14 protein-coding genes and 1 pseudogene are annotated in these 21,914 nt (G+C 54.9%); 13 read left to right on the top strand and 2 right to left on the bottom strand.

Translation table 11 applies throughout. From position 1 onward, the window contains the following. Positions 1–11: 11 nt before the first annotated feature. The 3 genes and pseudogenes from garR to EDF78_RS13930 form a co-directional block, all read left to right on the top strand. Positions 12–905, top strand: a pseudogene (gene garR, locus EDF78_RS13940) (2-hydroxy-3-oxopropionate reductase); the annotation flags it as partial. Positions 906–1,025: 120 nt separating this feature from the next. Continuing rightward, positions 1,026–2,165 carry a glycerate kinase gene (locus tag EDF78_RS13935; RefSeq protein WP_095923529.1) on the top strand — a complete coding sequence of 380 codons (1,140 nt, stop codon included), beginning with the start codon at positions 1,026–1,028 and terminating at the stop codon, positions 2,163–2,165. Between the two features lie 116 nt (positions 2,166–2,281). Further along, a complete protein-coding gene (locus EDF78_RS13930) occupies positions 2,282–3,589 on the top strand; it encodes an amino acid deaminase (RefSeq protein WP_133823320.1) in 1,308 nt (435 codons plus the stop codon). Between the two features lie 60 nt (positions 3,590–3,649). Here EDF78_RS13930 and barA read toward each other — a convergent pair whose 3' ends face one another. Then, positions 3,650–6,400, bottom strand: coding sequence for a two-component sensor histidine kinase BarA (gene barA, locus EDF78_RS13925; protein ID WP_133823319.1), 2,751 nt, complete (start codon positions 6,398–6,400; stop codon positions 3,650–3,652). 63 nt (positions 6,401–6,463) lie between these two features. Between barA and rlmD the strand changes: the two genes are divergently transcribed. From rlmD to queE, 6 genes are all read left to right on the top strand, one after another. Further along, on the top strand, positions 6,464–7,834 hold the full coding sequence (rlmD, locus tag EDF78_RS13920; RefSeq protein ID WP_119823268.1) for a 23S rRNA (uracil(1939)-C(5))-methyltransferase RlmD: 1,371 nt from the start codon (positions 6,464–6,466) through the stop codon (positions 7,832–7,834). A gap of 9 nt (positions 7,835–7,843) precedes the next feature. After that, entirely contained in the window at positions 7,844–10,081 is a 2,238-nt protein-coding gene (relA, locus tag EDF78_RS13915; RefSeq protein ID WP_015695888.1) for a GTP diphosphokinase, read from the top strand. Positions 10,082–10,159: 78 nt separating this feature from the next. Further along, positions 10,160–10,963, top strand: coding sequence for a nucleoside triphosphate pyrophosphohydrolase (mazG, locus tag EDF78_RS13910; protein ID WP_133823318.1), 804 nt, complete (start codon positions 10,160–10,162; stop codon positions 10,961–10,963). A gap of 349 nt (positions 10,964–11,312) precedes the next feature. Further along, positions 11,313–12,950 carry a CTP synthase (glutamine hydrolyzing) gene (gene pyrG / locus EDF78_RS13905; protein WP_013573994.1) on the top strand — a complete coding sequence of 546 codons (1,638 nt, stop codon included), beginning with the start codon at positions 11,313–11,315 and terminating at the stop codon, positions 12,948–12,950. A 75-nt stretch (positions 12,951–13,025) separates the two neighbouring features. Beyond that, complete coding sequence (gene eno / locus EDF78_RS13900) at positions 13,026–14,321, top strand: phosphopyruvate hydratase (RefSeq protein ID WP_133823317.1); 1,296 nt, start codon at positions 13,026–13,028, stop codon at positions 14,319–14,321. A 166-nt stretch (positions 14,322–14,487) separates the two neighbouring features. Beyond that, the gene (queE, locus tag EDF78_RS13895) at positions 14,488–15,159 is read left to right on the top strand and encodes a 7-carboxy-7-deazaguanine synthase QueE (RefSeq protein ID WP_133823376.1); all 672 of its coding nucleotides are present in this window, start codon (positions 14,488–14,490) and stop codon (positions 15,157–15,159) included. A 130-nt stretch (positions 15,160–15,289) separates the two neighbouring features. Here queE and queD read toward each other — a convergent pair whose 3' ends face one another. Further along, on the bottom strand, positions 15,290–15,649 hold the full coding sequence (gene queD / locus EDF78_RS13890; protein WP_013574001.1) for a 6-carboxytetrahydropterin synthase QueD: 360 nt from the start codon (positions 15,647–15,649) through the stop codon (positions 15,290–15,292). A gap of 168 nt (positions 15,650–15,817) precedes the next feature. Here queD and EDF78_RS13885 point away from each other — a divergent pair, with 168 nt between their 5' ends. The 4 genes from EDF78_RS13885 (at position 15,818) to EDF78_RS13870 (ending at position 21,570) form a co-directional block, all read left to right on the top strand. Next, on the top strand, positions 15,818–16,777 hold the full coding sequence (locus EDF78_RS13885; RefSeq protein ID WP_133823316.1) for a hypothetical protein: 960 nt from the start codon (positions 15,818–15,820) through the stop codon (positions 16,775–16,777). 346 nt (positions 16,778–17,123) lie between these two features. Beyond that, a complete protein-coding gene (gene cysJ / locus EDF78_RS13880) occupies positions 17,124–18,926 on the top strand; it encodes an NADPH-dependent assimilatory sulfite reductase flavoprotein subunit (RefSeq protein ID WP_095923522.1) in 1,803 nt (600 codons plus the stop codon). 130 nt (positions 18,927–19,056) lie between these two features. Next, positions 19,057–20,808: an assimilatory sulfite reductase (NADPH) hemoprotein subunit gene (gene cysI, locus EDF78_RS13875; RefSeq protein ID WP_195818077.1), complete on the top strand. Its 1,752-nt coding sequence runs from the start codon at positions 19,057–19,059 to the stop codon at positions 20,806–20,808. A gap of 24 nt (positions 20,809–20,832) precedes the next feature. After that, positions 20,833–21,570 carry a phosphoadenylyl-sulfate reductase gene (locus EDF78_RS13870; RefSeq protein ID WP_133823315.1) on the top strand — a complete coding sequence of 246 codons (738 nt, stop codon included), beginning with the start codon at positions 20,833–20,835 and terminating at the stop codon, positions 21,568–21,570. The last annotated feature ends 344 nt before the right edge of the window (positions 21,571–21,914 follow it).

The raw sequence follows: 21,914 nt of genomic DNA, 5'->3' as shown, positions 1-21,914 counted from the left end.
AATATAAAGAGGATACCCGAATGAAAATTGGCTTTATTGGTTTAGGCATCATGGGCAAGCCTATGAGCAAAAACCTGCTGAAAGCAGGTTACGAGCTGGTGGTGATGGACCGCAATCTGGATACCGTGGGCGAAATTGTAAAACTCGGCGCGACCGCCGCAGACACGCCAAAAGCGGTAGCCGCCGTCTCTGACGTGATCATCACTATGTTGCCGAACTCGCCGCAGGTGAAAGAGGTGGCGCTGGGCGAAAACGGCCTGATCGAAGGTGCGCGTCCGGGCACCATTTTCATCGACATGAGTTCCATTGCCCCGCTGGCAAGCCGTGAAATCAGCGAAGCGCTGGCCGCTAAACAAATCGCCATGCTCGATGCGCCGGTTTCCGGCGGCGAACCGAAAGCCATCGACGGCACCATGTCAGTGATGGTCGGCGGCGATAAAGCGGTGTTCGATAAATGCTATGAAATCATGAAGTCCATGGCGGGTTCGGTGGTGCATACCGGTGATATCGGCGCAGGCAACGTCACCAAACTGGCGAATCAGGTCATTGTGGCGCTGAACATTGCCGCGATGTCAGAAGCGCTGGTGCTGGCGACCAAAGCGGGCGTCGATCCTGATTTAGTTTTCCAGGCCATTCGCGGCGGTCTGGCGGGCAGCACCGTACTGGAAGCGAAAGCGCCAATGGTGATGGATCGCAATTTCAAACCGGGCTTCCGTATTGATCTGCACATCAAAGATTTAGCGAACGCGCTGGACACCTCACACGGCGTCGGTGCACAACTGCCTCTGACCTCGCTGGTCATGGAAATGATGCAGGCTCTGAAAGCGGATGGTCACGGGCAATCTGACCATAGCGCCATTGCACGCTATTATGAAACCTTAGCGAAGGTTGAAGTTACCCGTTAGTCTGCGGCGGCAACGTGGCCCTGAGTTGAGACTCGTTTCGCGTTGCCCTTCAGGCAGGATGCAAAACTGACAGGACGCTTTTCCACATCGGCGCGTGCAGTTTATGAAGGTAATGACTTTATGAAAATAGTGATCGCACCGGATTCATACAAAGAAAGTTTGTCTGCTTTGGATGTGGCAAAAGCCATCGAAAGTGGTTTCCGTGAGATTTTCCCCGAGGCGGAATACGTCAAGCTGCCGGTTGCCGATGGCGGCGAAGGCACGGTCGAAGCGATGGTGGCGGCGACCGGCGGACGTGTGGTGAAGGTGAACGTCACCGGCCCGCTGGGCACGCCGCTGGAGGCTTTCTTCGGGCTTTCCGGCGATGAGAAAATCGCGTTCATCGAGATGGCGGCGGCCAGCGGACTGGAAAGCGTCCCGGTGGCGCAACGTAATCCGCTGAAAACCACGTCCTACGGCACGGGTGAGCTGATCCATTCGGCCCTCGATCATGGCGTGAAACACTGCATCATCGGGATTGGCGGCAGCGCCACCAACGATGGCGGCGCAGGCATGATGCAGGCACTGGGCGCGAAGCTGCTGACCAAACAAGGCGAGTCGATTGGTCAGGGCGGCGGCGAACTGGAAAAACTGCATCACATTGATATCAGCGGGCTGGATCCGAGGATCAAAAAATGCCGTTTTGAAGTGGCCTGTGACGTGACAAATCCGCTGACCGGCAAGGACGGCGCGTCTGCCATCTTCGGCCCGCAAAAAGGCGCAACGCCGGAGATGATCGAACAGCTCGACGGGTATCTGCATCATTACGCCCGGGTGATCAAACAGGATCTGGGCATTGACGTGGAGAATGTTCCCGGTGCCGGTGCGGCCGGTGGCATGGGCGCGGCGCTTTACGGCTTCTGCCATGCCGAACTGCGTCAGGGGATTGAGATTGTCACCGACGCGCTGGGGCTGGATGCACTGGTGAAAGATGCGACGCTGGTGATCACCGGTGAAGGGCGGATTGACAGCCAGAGCATCAACGGCAAAGTGCCGATTGGTGTGGCGCGGGTGGCCAAGCGTTACAACAAGCCGGTGATTGGCATTGCAGGCAGTCTGACAAAAGATGTTGATGTCGTTTACGACCACGGTCTGGACGCCGTTTTCAGTGTGCTTTACAGCATTTGTACGCTGGACGATGCCCTGAAAAACGCTGCGGACAACCTGCGTAAATCAGCACGAAATATTGCCGCGACCATTAAGTTATCGCAAAAACTTTAACCACAGCAGTCAGGATAAAAAACCGGTGTTCAGGCCCAGCCTGCGCCGGTTTTTGTATTTTATTTGTGGCGGTTTTACGTTAGGTTTTAAAGACCTTCGCCAATGAGAATCCCCGTATGTCAGAGACAGATTTTTCACAGCAACCGGTTAACACACACACCAAAGGGCTGGGGCCGCTGAGCGCCGGTGCGCGCATGGGCGATATCCGTGAACAGGGCTGGAATATTCTGCGTGAAGACGTGAGCCTGCCGGTTGCCGTGCTGCTCGAAGAGCGAATCGAACACAATCTTTCCTGGATGCGTGAGTTTATCCAGCGGTATCAGCTGAAACTGGCCCCGCACGGCAAAACCACCATGAGCCCCGAGCTGTATCAGATGCAGCTGGAATTCGGTGCATGGGGCATTACGCTGGCTACCGCGCCGCAGGTCAATGCCGCGTTTGCGCATGGCGTGCGTAAAGTGATCATGGCGAATCAGCTGATCGGCAAAGGCAATATGGCGATCATTGCCTGGCTGCTGCGCGAAGACCCGACGTTTGATTTCACCTGTATCGTGGATTCCGCTGAGAACGCCGATGCGCTCGGCCATTACTTCGCCAGCCAGCAACTGAAACTGCGCGTGATGTTTGAGTATGGCATGGCGGGCGGGCGTACCGGCATTCGTACGGACCAGCAGGAAGCCGATGTGCTGGCCGCAGTGAAACGCTGGCCGCAGTCACTGGCGCTGGTCGGCGTCGAGCTGTATGAAGGCGTGAGTAACGATGAAGCGGTGATCCGCCGTTTCCTGCGTCATGTGATGGCGCGCACCGAAGCGCTGGCGCAGGCACGGGAGTTTGCCGAGCCACGGGTGATATTAACCGGTGCCGGTTCCGCCTGGTTTGATGTGGTGGCCGAGGAACTGACGCGGGAAGAAACCCATCTCGACCCGGAAAAACGCTACGTGCTGGATATCATTTTGCGCTCAGGGTGTTACGTCACGCATGACGTGGGTGCGTATCAGGCGGCGCTGGAGCGGATGCAAACCTGCAATCCGGTGGCACGGGAAATGAACAGCAGCTTACAGCCGGCGTTGCAGGTGTGGGCGGCGGTGCAGTCGTTGCCGGAGCCGGGCAGGGCGATCATTGCCTTCGGCAAACGCGATGCCGGTTATGACGCCGGATACCCGAAAGCCGCCGGACATTTTCGTCCGCGCAGCGCGACACAGGCGGGTTACACCACCGTGGTGCCCGCGCCGGAAGACTGGAAAGTGTTCTCGATGATGGATCAGCATGCGTTTATGTCGATCCCGGAAGAGGCGGATCTGCAAGTCGGCGACATGCTGGTGTTTGATATTTGCCATCCGTGCCTGACGTTCGACAAATGGCGGCAGTTGTTGCTGGTGAATGAACAGTGGGATGTGACCGGTGCGGTGACGACCTGGTTCTGACAGAAACAAAACGCCCGGCGGATACCGGGCGTTACTCTTTTGGTATGACCCCGTCAGGGATCACCTTGGTAAATAAGCCACCGCCGCCCGTTTCACGTTGTCGATTTCATCCAGTAACTCAAACCATTCCGGTTCCAGCGTGTCGGCGTTGACACCCTGACGCAACTGCTGCTCGATGTAGAAACACAGCTGTTTCAGGCGCGGCACGCCACTGTAGCTGCAACTGCCATGAAGTTTGTGGATCAGCGCCAGAATATCGTCATCCGGCTCGCCGCGCGTGACCGCTTCCACCCGCTCCGCCACCTGCGGCAGGAATTCCACCAGCATTTGCAGTAAATCCTGCGCCAGCGCGACTTTATTGGCCGACTGGCTCAGCGCCAGTTGCCAGTCGAGCGTGCTGATTGGCGCGAGCGCCTCGCTGCCCTGTAACGGCGAATCTAGCTGCGTCTGGTGCTGATGATGTCGTGACAGCACATTTTTCAGCATGCTTTCATCAATCGGTTTTGACAGATAATCATCCATGCCCAGTTTCAGTAACTGTTCGCGCTCGCCGCTCAGTGAGTGAGCGGTGACCGCCACCACCGGCGTTTTGGCATGACGCGCCATCTGATGAATGATTTCGCTGGCGCGGATGCCGTCGATATCCGGCATCTGAATATCCATCAGAATAATGTCGAGATCGGTATGACGGGCGACCTCGATGGCTTCCTCGCCGCTGTGACACAGCACGGTGGTTTCCACCAGCTCTTCCAGCAAGGCGCCGATCAGTTTGAGGTTCGCCGGGTTGTCATCCACCGCCATGGCGGTCAGCGGCAGGCGCGAGGTTTTGTCGTCGTTATTGCCGATCACCCGGACGGATGCCTGTTGTTCCTGTAATAACAACGGCAGCAGACGGATGCTCGACATCGGTTTAATCAGACAGGCCTGCACGCCGCGTTTTTTCAGCTCTTCGGCATCCACCTGGAACTGACTCGGCAGCGCCAGCAGCAGGTGCCGCGTCATGCCCAGCACTTTCTGTAATTTACCGTCGTACTCGGAGAGGATCTGATCCGGTTTTACCGGAATGCTGCACAGCATGATGTCGTACCACGTGTCTGGCAGCGCGGCCAGCGTGGTGCGGTGAGTGACATCCAGCGGGGTGGCCTGCAGGATTTCCATCGTGGCTTTCGCCGCCGCCGGGTTCGCTTCGACATACGCCAGTCGTTTGCCTTCCAGATGGCTCATGGACACCGGCGTGACGTGGCGGTTTTCATTCAGCTCCAGCGTGACGTGGAACCAGAAGGTGGAGCCGCGGTTAATCTGGCTGTAGAAGCTGATGTCGCCGCCCATTTCCTTCACCAGACGCTGGGTGATCACCAGTCCCAGACCGGTGCCGCCATGACGGCGTGAAATGCTGGCGTCTGCCTGACGGAACGCCTGGAACAACTGCGACTGCTGGCGCTCAGAAATACCGATGCCGGTATCGTGGATCTGCACTTCCAGTTCGACCTGCAAGTTGTTCTGCGAACGCAGTTCGACATTGATATCGATATTGCCCGCTTCGGTGAACTTAATCGCATTTCCCAGCAAGTTAGTGACAACTTGCTGCATACGCATCGGATCGCCTAACACGTTTTCCGGCACGTTGTTGTGGACGTTCAGCGTCAGTTCCAGACCCTTGTCATGCGCGGTATGCGCCAGCAGGATCACCACTTCATCGAGCATTTCACGCAGCGAGAACGGAATATGTTCCAGCACCAGTTTGCCCGCTTCCAGCTTGGAGAAGTCCAGCACGTCGTTAATGATGGTTAGCAGATGATTGGCGGAACGTTCAATGGTTTGCAGATAGTCGGCCTGCGTCGGCGACAGCGGGGTTTTCAGCGTCTGGCGGGTAAAGCCAATCACGCCATTGAGCGGCGTACGCAGCTCGTGGGACATGTTCGCCAGGAATTCAGACTTGATACGTGCTGCTTCCTGCGCGCGCTTTTTCGCCAGATCCAGTTCAACGTTCTGGATTTCCATCTGCTCCAGCGTTTCGCGCAGGTCTGAGGTGGCCTGATCGATATTCTGCTGCACTTCTTCGTGATAGGCCGTCAGCGACATCGCCATTGAGTTGATGCCGTTTTTCAGCATGCTCAGTTCGCCCGGCATATTGCCTTCCACACGGCTGTCGAGCTGCCCGCGACGGATGCGGTCAACGGTATTGACCATATTGCGGATTGGCCCCGTCACGTCGCGCATCAGGCGGTAAGCGAACAAGGTGGCAATCCCCAGACACAGCAACAACAGCATGGTGGAAACAAAGGCTTCCTGATATTGCGCCAGTTTGACCGAGCGTAAATCCAGCTCGATGGCGATATACCCCAGCCTGTTGTCCGGCGATGCACTGAACGTTTCGTCATCCGCTTCTGTATGGTTTTCGGCCTGGATCGGCGTGCGCAGGATTAACACATCACCGGAACGGATTTTGGTCAGCTCACGGGGAATGTCTTCGACACGTTTGACCTGCAACGGACTGCCGTCATGCTGGCTGGTGGAACTGGCGAACAGTTTATTGTCGCCATCAAAAACACTGATGCTGCGCACAATGTCAGAGTGATTGCGGTGCAGGCGGCTGATCAGCCGTTTCACCGGTTCGCGTTCACGGAACGTCATGCCATATTCGCTCGCGACCGCCAGAGGCTCGATAATACTGGCTCCGGCTTCTGTCAACTGATTCTGCAACTCGTTGTAGCGGTGCACCACAAAGAAGGTGCTGAGCAGCAAACCGATCATTAATGTCGGTGCCAGAATCAGGATCATCATCCGTGCGCGAAGGCTATATTTGGTCATGAGGTTCCAATGTGGGAGAATTGACTAAAGTAAGCTTAATAAACCAGCGTGTAATCGACAATAATGGCTCAATTCTACTCTCCGAACCGTCGCGTGACGACCCGGCAAACGATAACTGTGACCGCCACCGACCTGGATGCTTTCGGGCAGGGCGTGGCGCGCCATAACGGCAAAGCCGTATTTGTCAGTGGCTTACTGCCCGGCGAACAGGCAGACGTCACTTTAACAGAAGATAAAAGCAAGTACGCCAAAGGCCGTCTGAAACGTTTGCTGACCACCAGCGACGATCGCGTCAAACCGGCGTGTCCGCATTATTCCACCTGCGGCGGATGTCAGCAGCAACACGCCAGCGAGGCTCTGCAACAGCGCAGTAAATCGGCGGCATTATTACGGCTGATTTCGCGTGAAACCGGCGTGCAGGCGGATCCTCAGCCGGTGATTGCCGGGCCGCAATATGGCTATCGCCGTCGCGCGCGTCTGGGGCTGCAAATCGCGGGCGTTAAACCGGGGCGTAAAACCGGGACGGCGAACGGTCCGCTGGTGATGGGATTCCGTCAGGAAGGCTCGAACGATCTGGTGGCGATTACCCGCTGTCCGGTACTGCGACCTGAGCTGGAGCAACTGCTGGTGCCTGTGCAGGAATGCCTGTCCTCCCTGTCTGCGGTGAAGCGCCTCGGGCATCTGGAACTGGTGCTGGCGGATAACGGTCCGCTGCTGGTGCTGCGCCATCTGGATCCGCTCAGCGAGGCCGACCGGGCGCGTCTGACGGCGTTTGCTGCGCAACATCAGTTAACGATGTACCTGGCACCTGACAGCGAGACGCTGGAGCCTTTGTGCGGCGAAACCCCTTATTATCAGATTGAGGGACTGAATCTGAAATTTGGTCCGCGCGACTTTATTCAGGTCAACGACGCCGTTAACCAGCAAATGGTGGCGCAGGCACTGGAATGGCTGGAACTGACGCCGGAAGATCGCGTGCTGGATCTGTTCTGCGGAATGGGGAATTTCACCCTGCCGCTGGCAAAAAGAGCTAAGCAGGTTGTCGGCGTCGAAGGTGTTGCTACACTGGTGGCGAATGGGCAAGATAATGCCCGCAATAATGGATTAGATAATGTGTCCTTCTACCATGAGAATCTGGAGGACGACGTCAGTAAACAACCCTGGGCGGCGCAAGGTTTCAATAAAATCTTGCTGGATCCGGCCCGGGGCGGCGCTGCTGGCGTGATGGCGCATATCGTTAAACTTGCCCCGGCGCGTGTGGTGTATGTCTCATGCAACCCCACAACCTTAGCGCGGGACAGTAAAATTTTGTTGGAGGCGGGTTATCGTTTGGCTCAGGTACGTATGCTGGATATGTTCCCGCACACCGGGCACCTTGAATCGATGGCTCTGTTTATCAACCCGTCTGACACAGGCGTTGTGTCAGAAACGTAGGGAGAGGGTATGGTTGCGGTAAGAAGTGCACATCTGAACACGGCTGGCGAGTTCGCGCTCGACGACTGGATCAACAGCTTAGGACTGTCCAGCCAGCAATCATGTGAGCGTTTAGCCGAAACCTGGCGCTACTGCGAGCAACAAACGCAGGGCCATCCTGACGCCTCGCTGCTTCTGTGGCGCGGTCTGGAGATGGTTGAAATCCTCTCGACCCTCAGCATGGATAACGACAGTATGCGCGCCGCGCTGCTGTTCCCGCTGGTTGATGACGGCATTATCGACGAAGACACGCTGACGCAGCAGTTCGGTAAAGGCATTACCGATCTGGTGCATGGCGTGCGTGATATGGATGCCATCCGCCAGCTGAAAGCCACGCAAAACGATTCCATGGCTTCCGAGCAGGTGGACAACGTCCGCCGTATGCTGCTGGCGATGGTGGAAGATTTCCGCTGCGTGGTGCTGAAACTGGCCGAACGTATCGCGCACCTGCGCGAAGTAAAAGATGCGCCGGAAGAAGAACGCGTTCTGGCGGCGAAAGAATGTACCAACATCTACGCACCGCTGGCCAACCGTCTGGGTATCGGCCAGCTGAAATGGGAGCTGGAAGATTTCTGCTTCCGTTATCTGCATCCTGACGAATACAAACGCATCGCCAAACTGCTGCACGAACGTCGTATCGACCGTGAGCAGTACATCGACGATTTTGTCTCGACGGTTAAAAATGCGATGGCGGAAGAGGGCATCAAAGTTGATGTCTATGGCCGCCCGAAACATATCTACAGCATCTGGCGCAAGATGCAGAAAAAATCCCTGTCCTTTGACGAACTCTTCGACGTGCGCGCCGTGCGTATCGTGGTGGAGCGTTTACAGGATTGCTACGCCGCGTTAGGGATTGTACACACCCATTTCCGCCATCTGCCGGACGAATTCGACGATTACGTCGCCAACCCGAAACCAAACGGTTATCAGTCGATTCACACCGTGGTGTTAGGGCCGCGCGGTAAAACGCTGGAAGTGCAGATCCGTACCCGCCAGATGCACGAAGATGCCGAGCTGGGCGTGGCCGCGCACTGGAAATACAAAGAAGGCACGGCAGTGGTCGGTGGCCGCAGCGGTGGCTACGAAGGGCGTATCGCCTGGCTGCGTAAACTTATCGCGTGGCAGGAAGAGATGGCCGATTCGGGCGAAATGCTCGACGAAGTGCGCAGCCAGGTCTTCGACGATCGCGTCTACGTGTTTACGCCAAAAGGCGATGTGATCGACCTGCCGATGGGCTCCACGCCGCTCGACTTTGCGTATCACATCCACAGCGATGTCGGTCACCGCTGTATCGGCGCGAAAATCGGCGGGCGCATCGTGCCGTTTACCTATCAGCTGCAAATGGGCGATCAGATTGAAATCATCACCCAGAAGCATGCGAACCCAAGCCGCGACTGGCTGAACCCAAGCCTCGGTTACGTCACAACCAGCCGTGGCCGCTCGAAAATTCAAAACTGGTTCCGTAAACAGGATCGCGATAAGAACATTATTGCCGGTAAGCAAATCCTCGATGACGAGCTGGACAGACTGGATATCAGCATCAAAGATGCCGAAAAACTGCTGCTGCCACGCTATAACGTCAACTCGCTGGATGAAGTGCTCGCCGCCATCGGTAACGGCGATATCCGTCTGAATCAGATGGTGAACTTCCTGCAATCGCAGCTGAAAAAGCCGAGTGCGGAAGAGCTGGATAAAGAAGCGCTGCGCCAGCTGACGCAGAAAACCACGCCGCCACCGACCCGCACCAAAGACAATGGTCGCGTCGTCGTCGAAGGCGTCGGTAATCTGATGCACCACATTGCGCGTTGCTGCCAGCCGATCCCGGGCGACGAAATCGTCGGCTACATCACTCAGGGGCGTGGGATCTCCATCCACCGTGCCGACTGTGATCAGCTGGAAGATTTACGCTCGAATGCGCCGGAACGTGTGGTCGATGCCGTGTGGGGCGAAAGCTATTCCAGCGGGTATTCACTGGTGGTGCGTGTGGTGGCCAACGACCGCAGCGGCCTGCTGCGTGATATCACCACCATCCTTGCCAACGAAAAAGTGAACGTGCTCGGCGTCGCCAGCCGCAGCGACACAAGGCAGCAACTGGCAACCATCGACATGGATATCGAAATCTACAACCCGCAGGTGCTGGGGCGCGTGATTGCCAAACTGAATCAGTTGCCGGATGTGATTGAAGCCAAGCGACTTCACGGCAGTTGATCAAACGCTTATAAGGCCCGCCAGTCGGGCCTTTTCTTTTATGTTTTTGACTCCTCTATTTTAAAACGGACAGATCCTATGACCGATTCTTCTTTGCAACGCCTGCTCACCATCATGAAAACCCTGCGCGATCCCGAGGCCGGTTGCCCGTGGGATAAAGAGCAAACTTTCGAGACCATCGCTCCGTACACGCTGGAAGAAACCTACGAAGTGCTGGATGCCATCACCCGTAAAGATTACGACGATGTACGCGACGAGCTGGGCGATCTGCTGTTTCAGGTGGTGTTTTACGCCCAGATGGGCAGCGAGCAGGGGCTGTTTGAGTTTGACGATATCTGCGATGCCATCTCCGACAAGTTAGAACGCCGCCATCCGCAAATCTTTGGTCAGGAAGCAGCCTGGTCGAAAGACGCCAGCAGTAAAGACGTGCTGGTCAAATGGGAAGCCCGCAAGGCGCAGGAGCGCGCGGAAAAATCCCTGCACTCGGCGCTGGATGATATTCCTTCCGCACTGCCTGCGCTGATGAAAGCGCACAAAATTCAGAAACGTTGTTCAAATGTCGGCTTCGACTGGACGACGCTCGGACCGGTGCTCGACAAGGTGTACGAAGAAATTGACGAAGTGATGTTTGAGGCGCGTCAGGCGGTCATTGATGAAGAAAAGCTCGGCGAGGAAATCGGCGACCTGTTGTTCGCGACCGTTAATTTGTCCCGCCATTTAGGCCATAAAGCCGAAGATGCGTTGCAGGCGGCCAACCGCAAGTTTGAACGCCGTTTCAGGCAGGTCGAGGAAATTATCCGCGGGAAGGGCTTAAACATGGAAGAGGCTACACTTGAGCAAATGGAAGACGCCTGGCAGCAGGTGAAAAAGCAGGAAGGCTGAGATCCGCGATGCGACTTTGATCGGAAACAAGATCTGCTGATGCTGAAACGGTTAAGCTCAGTGTCATTCAGTGCTTAACCGGCTGATCTGAGAGCAGTAAAGTCCAACAAATTGAAATCTAAGATGTTTTAGAGTGTCATGCGAACAACTCAGCACTTTTTATATGCTAACTGGTTGTTTTTGAAAGAATGAAAGAATAGGGCTGGCAGGGTTAACCCTTCTGAACTGACGGTAAGGAAAACGATGATGGACAGCAAAACGTTTATTTGTGGCGCACACAAGGTTCCGGTATACTGTTTTCCCGTCTTGGTTACTCCATCATCTTTAAACCTAACCTCTCAGGTTCAGCATGACAACTAATTATATTTTTGTGACCGGCGGGGTCGTATCCTCTCTGGGTAAAGGCATTGCCGCAGCCTCTCTGGCGGCTATTCTCGAAGCCCGTGGCCTCAACGTGACCATCATGAAACTGGACCCGTATATCAACGTGGATCCGGGTACGATGAGCCCGACTCAACACGGCGAAGTCTTCGTGACCGAAGATGGCGCTGAAACCGATCTCGATCTGGGCCACTACGAGCGTTTCATCCGCACCAAGATGACTCGCCGCAACAACTTCACCACCGGCCGTATTTATTCCGACGTGCTGCGCAAAGAGCGCCGTGGCGATTATCTCGGTGCCACCATTCAGGTTATCCCGCACATCACCAACAACATCAAAGAACGCATCATTGAAGGCGGCGAAGGCCACGATGTCGTGCTGGTGGAAATTGGCGGTACGGTCGGTGATATCGAATCCCTGCCGTTCCTGGAAGCAATTCGTCAGATGGCCGTTGAAGTGGGCCGCGAACACACGCTGTATATGCACCTGACGCTGGTGCCTTACATGGCGGCTGCCGGTGAAGTGAAAACCAAACCGACCCAGCACTCCGTGAAAGAACTGCTGTCTATCGGTATCCAGCCAGACGTGCTGATCTGCCGTTCTGACCGCGCCGTACCGGCTAACGAACGTGCGAAAATCGCCTTGTTCTGTAATGTGCCGGAAAAAGCGGTTATCTCCCTTAAAGACGTTGATTCTATTTATAAAATCCCGGCCCTATTGAAATCTCAGGGTCTGGACGATTATATTTGTAAACGTTTCAGCATCAACGCGCCGGAAGCCAACTTGTCCGAATGGGAACAGGTTGTGTATGAAGAAGCCAATCCGGGCGGTGAAGTCACCATCGGTATGGTCGGTAAGTACATTGAGCTGCCAGATGCGTATAAATCTGTGATTGAAGCGCTCAAACACGGCGGCCTGAAAAATCGTCTGACCGTGAACATTAAACTTATCGATTCACAGGATGTCGAAACCCGTGGCGTGGAAGTGCTGAAAGGTCTGGATGCTATCCTGATCCCAGGCGGCTTCGGCTACCGTGGTGTGGAAGGCAAAGTGGCCACGGCGCGTTATGCACGTGAAAACAACATCCCTTATCTGGGCATTTGTCTGGGTATGCAGGTTGCACTGATTGAATTCGCCCGTAACGTGGCGGGTATGGAGAACGCCAACTCCACAGAATTTGTGCCAGACTGTAAGTTCCCGGTGGTTGCACTCATCACCGAATGGCGCGATGAAGAAGGTAACGTCGAAGTCCGTTCCGAAGACAGTGATTTAGGCGGCACCATGCGTGTGGGCGGACAGCAATGTCACCTGAACGACGGTAGCCTGGTTCGTGAGATGTACGGCGAGCCAACAATAGTTGAACGCCATCGTCACCGTTACGAAGTGAACAACATGCTGCTCAAACAAATCGAAGCCGCAGGTTTACGCGTAGCCGGTCGCTCTGGCGATAAGCAACTGGTGGAAATCATCGAGCTGCCTAACCATCCGTGGTTTGTGGCTTGTCAGTTCCATCCAGAATTTACGTCAACGCCGCGTGATGGTCATCCGTTGTTTGCAGGCTTCGTGAAGGCTGCCGGTGAGTATCAGAAGCGTCAGGTAAAATAAAATACCGGCGAAACGACGTGTTTCAGACACGTCGTTTAACCGAAGCTTTAGTTAACTTGTACTGAGGAAATCCTAATGTCCAAAATCGTTAAAGTCATCGGTCGTGAAATCATCGACTCCCGTGGTAACCCGACCGTAGAAGCTGAAGTTCATCTGGAAGGCGGTTTTGTAGGTCTGGCTGCTGCGCCATCTGGTGCTTCTACCGGTTCCCGCGAAGCGCTGGAACTGCGTGACGGTGACAAATCCCGTTACCTGGGCAAAGGCGTCACCAAAGCCGTTGCTGCTGTTAATGGTCCAATCGCTCAGGCTGTAACCGGTAAAGACGCGAAAGATCAGGCTAACATCGACAAGATCATGATCGATCTGGACGGTACTGAGAACAAATCTAAGTTCGGTGCTAACGCGATTCTGGCTGTTTCCCTGGCTGCTGCTAAAGCGGCTGCCGCTTCTAAAGGTCTGCCACTGTACGCACACATCGCAGAACTGAACGGCACCCCGGGCAAATACTCTATGCCACTGCCTATGATGAACATCATCAACGGCGGCGAACACGCTGATAACAACGTTGATATTCAAGAGTTCATGATCCAGCCTGTTGGCGCTAAAACGCTGAAAGAAGCCATCCGTATGGGTTCTGAAGTGTTCCACACCCTGGCTAAAGTGCTGAAATCTAAAGGCATGGGTACTGCTGTTGGTGACGAAGGTGGCTACGCGCCAAACCTGGGTTCTAACGCAGAAGCTCTGGCTGTTATCGCTGAAGCGGTTAAAGCTGCTGGCTATGAACTGGGTAAAGACATCACTCTGGCGATGGACTGTGCGGCATCTGAGTTCTACAAAGATGGCAAATACGTTCTGGCTGGCGAAGGCAACAAAGCGTTCACTTCTGAAGAGTTCACTCACTTCCTGGAAGACCTGACCAAACAGTATCCAATCGTTTCTATCGAAGACGGTCTGGACGAGTCTGACTGGACTGGCTTTGCTTACCAGACTAAAGTTCTGGGCGACAAAATCCAGCTGGTAGGTGACGATCTGTTCGTTACCAACACCAAGATCCTGAAAGAAGGTATCGACAAAGGCATCGTTAACTCCATCCTGATCAAATTCAACCAGATCGGTTCTCTGACCGAAACCCTGGCTGCGATCAAAATGGCGAAAGATGCTGGCTACACTGCCGTTATCTCTCACCGTTCAGGCGAAACTGAAGATGCTACCATTGCTGACCTGGCGGTCGGTACTGCTGCAGGCCAGATCAAAACCGGTTCTATGAGCCGTTCTGACCGTGTTGCTAAATACAACCAGCTGATTCGTATCGAAGAAGCGCTGGGTGATGCAGCACCGTTCAACGGTCTGAAAGAAGTGAAAGGTCAGTAATTACTGCCCCGTCATACTTTCTTAAAAACCCGCTCCGGCGGGTTTTTTTACGCCCTGATTTTGCTCACAGAGAAATCTGCCATACTCATTTACAGCACAAGTTTGGTCTCAACGGCCATATCTGTGATAATGCGCGCTGATTTTTTTAGAGATGACTGAGAAACCGATGCAGTACCCGATTAATGAGATGTTCGAAACCCTGCAAGGGGAAGGCTATTTTACCGGCGTGCCGGCGATTTTCGTTCGCCTGCAAGGCTGTCCTGTGGGTTGCAGCTGGTGCGATACCAAACACACCTGGGATAAAATTGCCGATCGGGAAGTCGATATGCAGCGCATTCTGGTCAAAACCGAAGAAAGTGACGCCTGGGGCAATGCCACGTCAGAACAACTGCTCGAGGTGATCGCGCAGCAAGGTTACACCGCCCGTCATGTGGTGATCACCGGCGGCGAGCCGTGCATTTATGATCTGACCGAACTGACCTCATTGCTGGAAAAGAACGGCTTCAGTTGCCAGATTGAAACCAGCGGCACGCATGAAGTGCGTTGCTCAGTGAATACCTGGGTGACCGTTTCCCCGAAAGTGAATATGCGTGGCGGATACGACATTCTGCCGCAGGCACTGAAACGTGCTGATGAAGTGAAGCATCCGGTGGCGCGTCAGCGTGATATCGACGCGCTGGATGTTCTGCTGGAAACACTGACGGACAGCAAAGCGCGAATTATCGCCCTGCAGCCCATCAGCCAAAAAGAAGAAGCCACCAGACTGTGCATTGCGACCTGCATTGCAAGGAACTGGCGGCTTTCAATGCAGACACATAAGTATCTCAACATTGCATAATACCCTGCATCCTTCGTGCTGTCTCTGCGTTGGCTGCTTTCATTCACCCCAGTCACTGACTATTGTCAGCTCCGGGGGATTCATTCAATTGCCGCCTGGATAAAGCACGAATGATTTTGGGTATTTTGCGTTAACCTTTATACACGCAACCCGCTGTGCAGGTTTCTTTGACGCGCACGGCGCTGAGCAGTGGCAGCTTAGGTTTCATCTCGTTCCAGATCCACGCGGCCAGCACTTCGCTGGTCGGGTTTTCTAAACCCGGAATATCGTTCAGATTATAGTGGTCGAGACGATCTAAAGTCGGATTGAACGCGGCTTTCAGTTCGGCGAAATCCATCACCCAGCCGGTATGCGGATCCACTTCACCAGTGATTTCTAAGCGGACGGTGAAAGAGTGGCCGTGCAACCGGCCGCATTTATGCCCGGCAGGCACATGCGGTAAATGGTGGGCGGCTTCGAACTGAAAATCTTTAAATAATGTGGTGGTCATGAGGCAGTCTCGTTGCTCGAAAAAACGCGGCATAGTACCGGAATACGGGCTTTCGTGCCATGACTTCGCTGCGCTTTTCTTCACCAAATCCTGACTTTTCCTCTCTTTACTCCGCCTGCATTGCTGGCTTACAGTGAGCCGGTAGAAACTAACCTGTTGAGATAGTGAATGATTACTGTGCTTCGTTGCGCTGTTCTGGCGCTGTTGTTCTCTGCCAGCGCGCAGGCAGAAACGGCCTCTCCCGCGAAAGAACCTGCGCCCGCTCAGGCGAAAGCCGCCAAAACTGCACTGGTTTTTCCGGCGGGATCCGGCGTAATGCATATCGCGCTGGCAGCGGGTAAAAAGCCGCTGGACGTTTTCACTTATCAACCCGTTGGCGCCGATGCGACCACCCCGGTGGTCATGGTAATGACCGGTGTTGACCGTAACGCAATGACTTACCGTAATGACTGGATGACCGTCGCCGATCAGTACCATCTGCGGGTGATCGTCCCGCATTTCAGTGAGCAGGATTTCCCCGGGGCGGCAGGGTATAACCTCGGCAACCTGACGGACAGCAAAACCCATCACCGCCTGCCGAAATCGCAGTGGGCATTCAGCATCGTCGACACCCTGTTTACCACCTTGCAGAAGCAGGGCGTGACCAGCCAGAAACAATACTATTTATTCGGCAACAGCGCGGGCTGCCAGTTTGTCCACCGTATGCTGACGTTGTTGCCGGAGCCGAACGTCAAAGCCGCGGTGTGTGCGGCGGCGGGCTGGTGGACATTGCCGGATACCGACCAACGCTGGCCCTACGGATTGCGGGAAGCACCGGTGGTGGTCAGTCAGCAGCAACTGAATGATTACTTCGCCAAACCGGTATTGATTGCCGTCGGTGCGCAGGATGATGATCCGGAAAACCGTTTGCTGCGTAAATCCAAACAGGCGATGGCCCAGGGGACAAACCGTCTTGAGCGCGCGGAAAGCTATTTCACCACGTCCCAGCAGCGCGCCGAGCAGAACAACACGCCGTTTAACTGGCACTTTATGGATCTGTCTGACGTCGGTCACAGCGGCAGTAAAATGTCGGTGTTTGCCGCCGGACAATTCGCCTGGTTCGAGCAGCACAACGCTTTTCACCTCTGAAAGTGTCAGCGTAAAACTCAATCCTGAAAAAAATTCATTACCCCGCTCCGGCGGGGTTTTTCTTTATCTATCCGGCACTTTGCAGAGGGCCTGCTGACAGTGAGTGAAATTTTTTAGCGATTTCAGTACGATAAAAATCATCCCTTACCACTTTTTCAGATAGACCTTACCTCTAAATCCTCTTAGTCATTTTGGTTATTTATTATTTCCATCACTTCTTTAATTGTTATTATCCGGCTCGTTAACCTACATCCTCTGAAAGGTCTTTCCCGCGCGCGAATCTTTGTGAAAAAGCGCCGGAGGCCGGATTGATGACTTGCTTTTGCATAAGGGAATTCGTACCGCGATGACGACTCAGGCTCCTCCAACTTCACTGCTCCCGCTGACCCCCGAGCAAATGGCCCGCCTTCAATCGGCGATTGGTGATTACTCACCGACTCAGATGGCCTGGCTGTCCGGGTATTTCTGGGGAAGGGTTAACCAGCAACCGGGTGAGGTCGCTGCCCCCGCGCCGGTGCAGGCCGCCGCATCGGTGACCCTGATTTCTGCGTCGCAAACCGGTAACGCCCGTCGTGTCGCCGAGCAACTGCGTGATGACCTGATCGCCGCGAAAATTAACGTCAATCTGGTGAATGCCGGTGACTACAAATTCAAGCAAATTGGTCAGGAAAAGCTGCTGCTGATCGTGGCCTCCACACAGGGCGAAGGCGAGCAGGCGGAAGAAGCCGTCGCATTGCACAAATTCCTGCAATCCAAAAAAGCGCCGAACATGAAAGACACCGCTTTTGCGGTGTTTGCGCTGGGTGATACCTCTTACGAATTCTTCTGTCAGGCGGGTAAAGACTTCGATACCCGTCTGGGCGAACTGGGTGCAGAACGTCTCTTAGACCGCGTGGATGCGGACGTTGAATATAAAGAAGCCGCTGAAAGCTGGCGTAAGCGCATCGTGGATGTGCTGAAACAGCGCGTGCCAGCTGATACCGGTGCGCAGGCTGCGCCGACGCTGGCGGGCAGTGTCAATCAGGTCGACAGCAGCCCGTACAGTAAAGAAGCGCCGCTGACCGCGACACTTTCTGTTAACCAGAAAATCACCGGCCGCGATTCTGACAAAGACGTGCGTCATCTGGAAATCGAACTCGGCGATTCCGGCCTGCGTTACCAGCCGGGCGATGCACTGGGGATCTGGTTCGAAAACGATCCGCAACTGGTGCAGGAAATCGTGGAGCTGTTGTGGCTCAAAGGCGATGAAATCGTCGAAGTGAATGATAAAAAACTCTCGCTTTCAGAAGCCCTGCAACATCACATCGAACTGACTCAGAACACCACGCCGATCATCGAGAAATACGCCGCGCTGTGCCGCGACGAACACCTGACCGGCCTGCTGGCAGATAAACCGGCATTGCAACAATATGCGCAGACCGTGCCGTTCGCTGACATGGTACGCCGCGCGCCGACGGAGCTGGATGCCCAGCAACTGGTAGATTTACTGCGACCGCTGACACCACGCCTGTATTCGATTGCCTCCTCACAGGCGGAAACCGAAACAGAAGTGCATATCACCGTCGGCGTGGTGCGTTACGACATCGACGGGCGTCCGCGTTCCGGTGGCGCCTCCGGCTTCCTGGCCGATCGTCTGGAAGAAGACGGCGAGGTGAAAGTCTTCATCGAGCATAACGACAATTTCCGCCTGCCAGCCAGTCCGGAAACGCCGGTCATTATGATCGGACCTGGCACCGGCATCGCGCCGTTCCGCGCCTTTATTCAGCAGCGTGATAACGACGGCGCCACCGGCAAAAACTGGCTGTTCTTCGGCAACCCGCACTTTACCGATGATTTCCTGTATCAGGTCGAATGGCAGCGTTACGTGAAAGACGGCCTGCTGACGAATATCTCCCTGGCATGGTCACGGGATCAGGCTGAAAAAGTGTATGTACAGGACAAACTGCGCGAGCAGGGTGCTGAAGTCTGGCAATGGTTGCAGGAAGGCGCACATGTCTATGTCTGCGGCGATGCCAACCGTATGGCGAAAGACGTAGAGCAGGCGTTACTGGAAATCATCGCCAAATACGGCGTGATGGATCTGGAAACTGCCGACGAATATCTCAGTGAATTACGTCTTGATCGCCGTTACCAGCGCGACGTCTACTAATGCCCTGCATCCTTCTAATTGCAGGGGCGTTGGCTTCCTTCAGTCACCCGAATCACTGACTTGAGTCAGCTCATCGGGATTCCTTCAGTTGCCGCCTGCCTGCAACTCGAATGATTTTGGGCATAAAGTTATGAGTGAAAAAATTATGAGCAATAAGTTGTGGAGTGAACTCAATCCCGGTCCGGGCCCGCTGATCGTCGATGCCCCGCTGGCTGACGCCGAACGCCTGAAGAAGGAAAGCAATTTCCTGCGCGGCACCATCACAGAAGATTTAAAAGACGGCCTGACCGGCGGCTTCAACGGTGACAACTTCCTGTTGATCCGCTTCCACGGCATGTATCAGCAGGACGACCGTGATATCCGTGCTGAACGTGCGGAACAAAAGCTGGAGCCGCGTCACGCCATGATGCTGCGTTGCCGTTTGCCGGGCGGGGTGATGACACCTGCGCAGTGGCTGGGCATCGACAAATTTGCCGAAGACAGCACCCTGTACGGCAGCATCCGTATTACTAACCGTCAGACATTCCAGTTCCACGGCATTCTGAAACCGAACGTAAAACCAGTGCATCAGTTGCTGAATAAACTCGGTCTGGATGCGCTGGCGACCGCCAACGACGTTAACCGTAACGTGTTGTGTACCTCGAATCCGGTGGAATCAGAGCTGCATCAGGAAGCCTATCAGTGGGCGAAAAAAATCTCCGAGCACCTGCTGCCGCGCACCCGCGCTTACGCCGAAGTTTGGCTGGATCAGGAAAAAGTCGAAACCACCGACGAAGAACCGATTCTGGGCGCGACCTATCTGCCGCGTAAATTCAAAACGACGGTGGTTATTCCTCCGCAAAACGATGTGGATCTGCACGCCAACGACCTGAACTTCGTGGCGATTGCCGATAATGGCAAACTCGTCGGCTTCAACGTGCTGGTCGGCGGCGGGCTTTCTATCGCACACGGCGATAAAGCCACCTACGCACGTACTGCCAGCGAGCTGGGCTTTATTCCGCTGGAGAACACGCTGGCGGTGGCGGAAGCCGTGGTGACCACCCAGCGCGACTGGGGTAACCGTACCAACCGTAAAAACGCCAAAACCAAATACACGCTGGAACGGGTCGGTGTGCCGGTATTCAAAGCCGAAGTTGAAAAACGCGCAGGCATTCAGTTTGGCGATGTGCGTCCTTACGAATTCACCGGTCGCGGCGATCGCATCGGCTGGGTAAAAGGCATCGACAAACAATGGCACCTGACGCTGTTTATCGAAAATGGCCGTATTCTTGATTATCCGGGCAAGCCGCTGAAAACCGGTCTGGCAGAAATTGCTAAGATCCATAAAGGCGATTTCAGGCTTACTGCTAACCAGAACCTGATCGTGGCCGGAGTCTCAGAAAAAGACAAAGACGCGATCGAAACACTGGCGCGTAATCACGGCCTGATCGACGACGGCGTCACCGAGCAACGTAAAAACTCGATGGCCTGCGTGTCTTATCCGACCTGCCCGCTGGCGATGGCGGAAGCGGAACGTTTCCTGCCTGAGTTTGTGACCAAAGTGGAAGGCATCATGCACAGCCACGGCGTGGGCGATGAACATATCGTTCTGCGTGTGACCGGTTGTCCGAACGGCTGCGGCCGTGCGCTGCTGGCCGAAATTGGTCTGGTGGGTAAAGCGATGAACCGCTACAACCTGCACCTCGGCGGTAACCGCGCCGGAACACGTATTCCGCGCATGTACCGCGAAAATATTTCTGATGCTGAGATCCTGAGCATCATTGACGAACTGGTCGGACGCTGGTCAAAAGAGCGCGAAACCGGTGAAGGCTTTGGTGACTTCGTGATCCGCGCCGGGATCATCAGGCCGGTGCTGGACCCCGCACGCGACTTTTATGATTAAGCGCGATAACCGACTGGAGGCAATATGAGTTTGCTGAATCTGACTCTGGCTGAACTGAATGAACTGCCGAAGTCCGGACAATCTATGGCGCTGGCGGAAATTAACTTCAGCCTGGAAAAACTGTCCGCGCAGGAGCGTGTGCAATGGGCGCTGGAAAATATGCCCGGCGAATTCGCGCTGTCTTCCAGCTTCGGCATCCAGGCGGCGGTCTGTCTGCACTTAGTCACTCAGCAGAAACCGGACATTCCGGTGATCCTGACCGATACCGGCTATCTGTTCCCGGAAACCTATCAGTTCATCGATACGTTAACCGAACAGCTGAACCTGAATTTACAGGTATTCCGCGCGGAACATTCTGCGGCGTGGCAGGAAGCGCGTTACGGCAAACTGTGGGAGCAGGGCGTCGAAGGCATCGAGAAGTACAATCACATCAACAAAGTCGAGCCGATGAATCGTGCGATTCAGACGCTCGGCGTGCAGACCTGGTTCGCTGGTCTGCGGCGCGAGCAATCCGGCAGCCGTGCGCATCTGCCGGTGCTGGCGGTGCAACGTGGTGTGTTTAAAATCCTGCCGATCATCGACTGGGACAACCGTCAGATCTTCCGCTATCTGCAAGACAACGGCCTGAGCTATCACCCGCTGTGGGATCAGGGCTACCTTTCCGTCGGTGACACGCACACCACCAAGAAGTGGGAAGAAGGGATGAAAGAAGAAGATACGCGATTTTTTGGGCTCAAACGCGAGTGCGGCCTGCACGAATAAATCCCCGTCATACTTCGGGTTGCAGATGCGTTGGCTGCGCGCTCTTACCCCGGTCACATAGTAATCTATGCTCCCGGGGATGCGTTTACTTGCCGCCTTCCTGCAAACCGAATTATTTAGGGGATTCCTGTTATTAGCGTCTCAACTCCCCCTATTCGGGTTGCAGATGCGTTGGCTGCGCGCTCTTACCCCGGTCACATAGTAATCTATGCTCCCGGGGATGCGTTTACTTGCCGCCTTCCTGCAATCCGAATTATTTAGGGGATTCCTGTTATTAGCGTCTCAACTCCCCCTATTCGGGTTGCAGATGCGTTGGCTGCGCGCTCTTACCCCGGTCACATAGT

The organism is Rahnella sp. BIGb0236 (assembly GCF_004364755.1).
Classification (GTDB): Bacteria; Pseudomonadota; Gammaproteobacteria; order Enterobacterales; family Enterobacteriaceae; genus Rahnella; species Rahnella victoriana.
The sequence above is the reverse complement of the archived record's forward strand: the minus strand, read 5'-3'. Positions and strand labels throughout refer to the sequence as shown.